The 6834-nt window shown below is 59.0% G+C and carries 5 protein-coding genes and 1 pseudogene; 5 read left to right on the forward strand and 1 reads right to left on the reverse strand.

Features of this window, described 5'->3' with window-relative positions:
- Nucleotides 1–1941 (reverse strand): TonB-dependent receptor (locus WA989_RS14480; protein ID WP_424341191.1); only part of this gene is annotated, 1941 nt, incomplete at its 3' end.
- A gap of 357 nt (nt 1942–2298) precedes the next feature.
- Between WA989_RS14480 and WA989_RS14485 the strand changes: the two are divergent.
- The 5 genes and pseudogenes from WA989_RS14485 to WA989_RS14505 form a co-directional block, all read left to right on the forward strand.
- Nucleotides 2299–2417 (forward strand): annotated as a pseudogene (locus WA989_RS14485) (IS6 family transposase); the annotation flags it as partial.
- 274 nt (nt 2418–2691) lie between these two features.
- Nucleotides 2692–3858 carry an alpha/beta hydrolase gene (locus WA989_RS14490; RefSeq protein ID WP_424341192.1) on the forward strand — a complete coding sequence of 389 codons (1167 nt, stop codon included), beginning with the start codon at nt 2692–2694 and terminating at the stop codon, nt 3856–3858.
- Nucleotides 3855–5480 (forward strand): AMP-binding protein, encoded by a 1626-nt coding sequence (locus tag WA989_RS14495; protein ID WP_424341193.1) that lies wholly within the window; start codon nt 3855–3857, stop codon nt 5478–5480. Before WA989_RS14490 ends, WA989_RS14495 begins: the two co-directional genes overlap by 4 nt.
- Complete coding sequence (locus WA989_RS14500) at nt 5477–6679, forward strand: CaiB/BaiF CoA transferase family protein (protein WP_424341194.1); 1203 nt, start codon at nt 5477–5479, stop codon at nt 6677–6679. The genes WA989_RS14495 and WA989_RS14500 overlap by 4 nt, the downstream gene beginning before the upstream one ends.
- A gap of 30 nt (nt 6680–6709) precedes the next feature.
- Nucleotides 6710–6826 carry a glutathione S-transferase N-terminal domain-containing protein gene (locus WA989_RS14505; RefSeq protein WP_424341195.1) on the forward strand — a complete coding sequence of 39 codons (117 nt, stop codon included), beginning with the start codon at nt 6710–6712 and terminating at the stop codon, nt 6824–6826.
- The last annotated feature ends 8 nt before the right edge of the window (nt 6827–6834 follow it).

Raw genomic sequence — 6834 nt, forward strand, 5'->3', positions numbered from 1 at the left:
ACCGCCGCGCACCATGAATTGTTCACTCGGCTCGATAACGAGATTGAGGGCCGGCAGCCAGTCATCATATTCGCGGTCGATCGTGACTTCATTGTCGCTCAGGAAACCGGTCGCCGAGGTTTCTGTCTCGACGTAGCGGACACCAACATCGCCGCGTACAGGCATGTCCCCGAACTGGGTGACGAAATCCGCCTGGACATAATAACCAGTGTCCGTTTCCTCGACGCTGCGCGTATCCTGGGCGCGTACAACGCCCGGAATGCTGAAAAGGCCAACAAGGTCTGCTGCTGCACCGAAATTCGGGATGGTCCAGCTCGTATCGATACCGGGCGCATCAAGCCCGCTGCCATAGCCGGTCAGTTGCTGGGCGAGGGCATCATTGACCGGAATGAAGGCGTCAATGCCATCAATATCCGTTACGCTGCCCTCGGTGCGGACCTCTTCGGTGCGGAACTCGAACTTCTTCCAGCTCGCGCCGGCCTTGAGCGTCACTGCCGGGTTGAGATCATAGGCAACGTCCCCGCGGAACGTGTCGAACGTATTGTCGACGCTTTGGGGGCGATTGCGGAACTGCGTGAACAGGAACCCGGTCGGATCAGTCACGTCCAGCGAGCCGAAATCGACAAAGGGTGTTTCCATTCCGCGAGTGAAGTCGAGTTGGTAATCGTTCACTGTTGTCGCAGCGTCGAAGAAGATCGTCGCCTGTTGCGGGATGTCGAAATTCGATTCCGATGTCCCTGCAAACAGCGAACCGCGCAGCCGATCGGAGAAATCATGCTCGATTTCCGCCGTGAACTGCTGGAAGTCATTGTTCAGAACATCGATCCGGCGTTCGCTGCGCACCGGAACAATACCGGTCGACTCGTCGGGCTGAATGTCAGCCGTGAAGCGCTCAAGAACGCCCTGGCTGTTTACGGAAAAATCCGTGATGTCGATATTGTCGGTATTGCCGCGAACGAAGACTTCGAGGAAATTCTCCTCCCGGCCGCCGTCAAATTCAGACACGAGCGCATCGAGCGAGATTTTCGTCGAATCGGTAGGCCGGAACTGAAGGGAGCCGGTCAGGCCGAGCCGTTCCTGCTCATAGTCCAAGCGTCCATAGCGCGGGATACGGGCATAATAGGAATCCTGGACGGTCTGGCAGTCTGCCGGCAAGGGGTCGCCCGCGCATGGCGCGCCATTGACCGAGCGGAACGTGCCCTGGTCGTCGAAGCGGACGGTGGAGAACCCTTCCTCACGGATGGTGCGGTCGCTGTAGGCCACCGACAGCAAGGCGCCGAAAGTGCCATCTGCGTTTCTATAAGAGCCAAGGGCCGCAAGCCGAGGGCTCGTTTCCTCGATCAGGTCATTGTAAAGACCCTGCACCGAGACAGCGCCTGTAAAGCCGGCCTCATAGTCGAAAGGCTGGGCGGTCTTCAGCTCGACATTGGCACCGAGCGAACCTTCCTCAATCGAGGCTGACTGGCTCTTGCGAACCACGATCTCGTTGAACAGCTCAGCTGCGAAAGTGTTAAAGTCAAAGGCGCGCGAGCGGTTTGTACCGCCAGAGGCATCGGACCCGCCGCTTGTCGAAAGGGCTTCCATGCCGTTGACGCGGATCCGGGTAAAATCACCCCCGAGGCCCCGAACCGTAATGCGGCGGCCCTCACCTGCCTGACGGTCGATTGCGATGCCGGGTATGCGCTGGAGCGATTCTGCGAGGTTGAGGTCCGGAAAGTCGGCGATGTCCTCAGCAACGATGGCATCGACGACGCCAGTGGATTCGCGTTTCACATCAAGCGCTTGAGCGAGTGAACCGCGGAAACCGGTTACCGTGACAGTCGAAAGGCGTGCCTCGGCGTCTTCAGTCTCAGCTTCCTGTGCCTGGGCAACAAATGCGCCTTGCGCAAGGGCGATCAGCGATACGCTAGAAATCACCCCATAAAGGGTCCTGGTCTTCATAAATTCCTCCCATTCATTTTTTGTCCACCGAATGACACCGGTGTCATCTATCGCGTTAACATGATAATTTTGCGAACGCAATATCAATTCCGAGCAGGATGCGAGACAATTTTCGAATATGTGGCACAATTGCAAACGCTATCTCCGGCGTTTCCGGTATGAGCCTGCCACACGGAATTATCCACTGAACCCAGCAATTGAGGCGGAACGCAGCGCACGAAAATTCTCATGCTTCCCCCATTGGTGAGGGTGCGTCCAAGAGGCCCTACTGACGACCGATGAGGCGGCGCCTTTTCTCCCGCAGCTGTTCGATGATGAAAGCCGGGCTTCGCATTGCGGTGATGATGGACGCTCGCCCAAGATTTTCCAAATGAGCGAGGCATTGAGGCCAGCGATGAAACCGTTCGCTACTGGTGGAACCGGTTTGGCCGCTGTTTGCAGGTGAGGTCAGAAAACGCCGATCCCAGCAGCTTCGCCGGCATTTCCAGCGCAAATGGCCCGGAATTCAAGTCACTTCGAAATGCCGCTCTTCTGGAATGGCGCCAGCTTCTCGCTGCCCGAACCTACCTGTCTTCCGGATAGCAGAGACTAGTTTGCATTAGTCTGACAACACCCGAACGGCGACTTATTGACAAATTATTTGACGTTCTTGAGTATTCCTATCATGGAATGACAACGCCTGCCCGATAGCATGAGAGGCAGGATCAAGGACCAGGCCGCACAACGTGGTCATTGCGGGGAGATGAAACAATGGCCAGCTATTCTTATGAACGTATCCCGTATCTCGTCGTCTATGAGGACAAGTCAGCATTCAAGGATACCTATGCCGGAGAAATCGACCGGATTTCACTGACATGCCAACTGCTCAAGCCTGAGAATCATGCGTCGAGCACGGTAGTCATCTGGTCCCATCCGATCGGCGGCGGTGCCTATCTTCCGCTTATGGCCGCGATGGCGCGGCAGGGTATTCACGTCATCTATTGCGACACACGCTATCGCGGTGTGGACAGTGCGCTCATCATGGAAAAAACGGCCTGTGACCTCGGCGCCGTGGTCCGCGATGCCAAGGAACGCCTCGGCTATGAGACCGTGATCCTCGGGGGGTGGAGCGGAGGAGGCTCCATGGCACTCTTCTACCAGGCAGAGGCCGAAAACCCGACCGTAACGAGCACACCTGCCGGCGATCCGCCAGACCTTACCAAGCGCGGCTTCATACCTGCCGATGGCATGATGCTGGTCGCGGCTCACCATGCACGCCACATCACCTTTACGGAATGGCTAGACCCCTCGGTGATCGACGAGTCCGACCCCGAAAACCGGGACGTGGAACTCGACCTCTACGATAGCAAAAACCCCAACCAGCCGCCCTATAGCCAGACCTATATAGCGCGCTATCGACAAGCGCAGATTGACCGCAACCGCCGGATTACAGAATGGGTGAAGTCAAAGCTCGCCGACTTCAAGGAAAAGGGTGACATCAACCGGGAGTTCGGCTTCGTGGTTCACCGCACGATGGCCGATCCGAAATGGCTCGATCCGACCATCGACCCCAATGACCGCAAGCCGAACTGGTGCTATCTCGGCGAGCCGGAGATCGTGAATGACAGCCCAATCGGCTTGGCGCGCTTCTGCTCGCTGCGCAGCTGGCTCTCGCAATGGAGTTATGATGATGCACGCGCAGACGGCGTTAAATGCGCTGCGCGGCTCAGCGTGCCGACACTCGTGGTCGGCAACACCGCCGACGATGCAATCACGCCTGAACATACCTTGCGACTGTACGAAGCCGTGCCGCACGCCGCCAAGGATCTCCACTGGATCGAAAAGGCGAACCACTACTATTTTGGCCAGCCGGACAAGGTGGTGGAAACGGCTGCCCTGTGCCGCGAATGGCTGACCTCGCGCGGATTTCTCGCGTGACCGGTCAGTCAGCGCCAACACACCAAAGGTCGCTTGATGAGATAGCGGACGCAGAAATCGCGACGCTCGGTGATATCGTAGCTGTCCATGCACGCCGGACACCAAACCGGGCGGCTCTGGTCTATCGCGATGCGGAGACAAATTTCGCGAGCCTTGACCGGGCGAGTGACGCGCTGGCGGACCGGCTGATTGCTGACGGACTGGAAGCCGGCCAGCGCATAGGTTTTCTCGACCGTAATTCGTCTGATTTTTTTACGATCCTGTTCGCGGCAGCCAAGGCACGCCTCACCCTTGTCCCGATCAATTTCAGACTGGCCGCTGCAGAGGTCGAATTCATTGCGAAGGATGCGGGGCTGGAAGCGCTGTTTGTCGGAAAGGAGTTTGAGCCGATCGCCGCTGGCGTGCGTTCCCAGCTAGACGAATCCTCCCGGCTTTACGTGCTGCACAAAAACACAGGCCTTAATATCGGCGGTGAGGCAACCTCCCTGCAGAGACCGGAGCGCCGAAAGGCCCTGTCCTCGGATATCGCCGTCCAGATGTATACAAGCGGCACAACGGGCCTGCCGAAAGGCGTACAGCTTTCCCATCATGCGATGATCCGCTCCGCGATCGAGGGCCTGTCGGTCTGGCCGGCCATGTTCCGGCCCGATGCCGCCGTGCTTGGCACGATGCCACTCTTCCATATCGCCGCGTGCAATCTCGGAATTGCCGGCCTCTATGCAGGTGCCCGCGTCGAAATCATGAGGTCGGGAACAGCGCGCGAAATCATCACGCGAATAGCTGAGCGCAATATCGCCGTCGTTCCGCTTCCGGCAACCTTGATCCATGACATCATCCGGTTGCCGGATGTGAACGCACTCGACCTTTCGCATCTCGATACGCTTCTCATTGCCGGATCCGGAATCCAGGTCGAGCTGCTTCGTGAGGCTCAGCAGACTCTCGGCTGTGGATTTGCGCTGTCCTACGGAATGACTGAATGCTGTGGGGGCCTGACCTATCTCGGCCCTGCAGACTGTACGCCAGAGGCTGGTGAGAAGCTGAAATCGGCAGGCTTGCCGCTTGGCAATAGCGAGATCAAGATCGTCGGAGGTGATGGAGAGCACCTCCCGCCGAACCGGACCGGGGAAATCCTTTGCCGCACGGACCGGGTCATGTCGGGCTACTGGAACAGGCCGGAGCAGACCGTGAGCGCCCTCAAGGGCGGCTGGTACCATAGCGGCGATGCCGGCTACCTCGACGAGGACGGCTATCTTTATATCGTTGACCGGATCAAGGACATGGTGATCAGCGGGGGCGAAAATATCTACCCTGCCGAAGTGGAGAAGGCGCTGTTCGAACACCCCGACGTAGCGGATGTGGCCGTAATTGGCGTCCCGGACGCACGCTGGGGTGAAGCGCTTCTGGCCTGCATCATACCGGAAGACCGCCGTCACTTGGATCCTGAAGAGCTGCGGGACTTTCTCAAGGGGCGCCTCGCCAGTTTCAAGATTCCGCGGCTGTTTGAATTTGTCGACGCCTTTCCCATGAACGCCTCCGGCAAGGTACTGAAGCGTGAGATGCGCGATACCCTGTCTCCGGGAAGCATTAAGCCGGCGCAAGCCATTCAGGAGACACCTGAATGACGCAGGTGACTACAGCCACTGGCCCACTGAAAGGCCTGCGTGTCCTGGAGCTCGGCCAACTGATCGCCGGGCCCTTCTGTGGCCAGCTCTTCGCCGACATGGGCGCGGACGTGATCAAGGTCGAGCCCCCAGGACAGGGCGACCCGATGCGCTCCTGGGGCCGCGCAGGCTATCCGCTCTGGTGGTCTGTCGTCGCTCGCGGCAAGCGCTGCATCACGGCAAATCTGCGCTCCAAGGAGGGCCAGGATCTGATCCGGGCGCTGGTGGAGGAATGCGACTTCGTGCTCGAGAATTTTCGCCCGGGCACGATGGAAAAATGGGGCCTTGGCTATGAAGATCTGAAAGCGATCAAGCCGGATATAATCATGATTCGCGTCTCGGGATACGGGCAATCGGGACCCTATTCTTCCCGGCCGGGCTACGCTTCGGTTGGCGAAGCCATGGGGGGCGTGCGCTATCTGATGGGCGAGCCCGACCGCAAGCCCTCCCGCGCAGGCATATCGCTTGGCGACTCCCTCGCCGGAACATTCGCTGCTCTTGGCGCTCTCGCCGCCTTGCGGCACCGCGACCAGTCAGGCGAAGGCCAGCTGGTCGATGCGTCCATCTTCGAATCCGTGCTCGCCCTCTCGGAGGCGCTGGTGCCGGAGCATACGATCGAGAATTCCACCCGGGAGCGCACAGGCTCCACCCTTCCCGGCATTGCGCCGTCGAATATCTATGACTGCGCAGACGGCATGATCATCATCGCCGCCAATCAGGACACAGTGTTCCGGCGCCTGGCAAAGGCGATCGGCATGCCAGAGCTTTCCAGTGAAGGCCGCTTTAGCTCCCACTCCGCGCGCGGCGCCAACCAGGTCGATCTCGACGCTCTGATCCAGAAATGGACGTCAAAGCGCCCCACCGCCGAGGTCGAGGCGGTCATGATCGAAAACGCGGTCCCTGTCGGCAAGGTCTACAAGGCCGAAGACATGCTGGACGATCCGCATTTCTCGGCGCGAGAAGCGCTGGTCGATGCGGTGTCCGAGCGGTGGGGCGAGGTGAAGATGCCGAATGTCGCACCAAAACTTTCCGCAACACCAGGCAGTGTGCGCTGGGCAGGGCCTGACCGGCTGGGCCAGCATACCGACGACGTGCTGCGTGACCTGCTTGGCCTCAGCACCGAGGACATCGAAGCCCTTCGCGACAAACAGATCGTCTGAGCGCGCATCCCTTAACGAGAGCCTTCCACCATGCCCCAGTATCACCTGTACAGCGCCGACATTTCACCCTTCGGCCAGCGCGTCGAAATGCTGATGAAGTTCAAAAACCTCAACTATACCCGCGAAAGTCCTCCGGGCGGACTTTGATCGGAGGA

This window comes from Henriciella sp. (assembly GCF_049649345.1).
Taxonomy (GTDB): domain Bacteria; phylum Pseudomonadota; class Alphaproteobacteria; order Caulobacterales; family Hyphomonadaceae; genus Henriciella.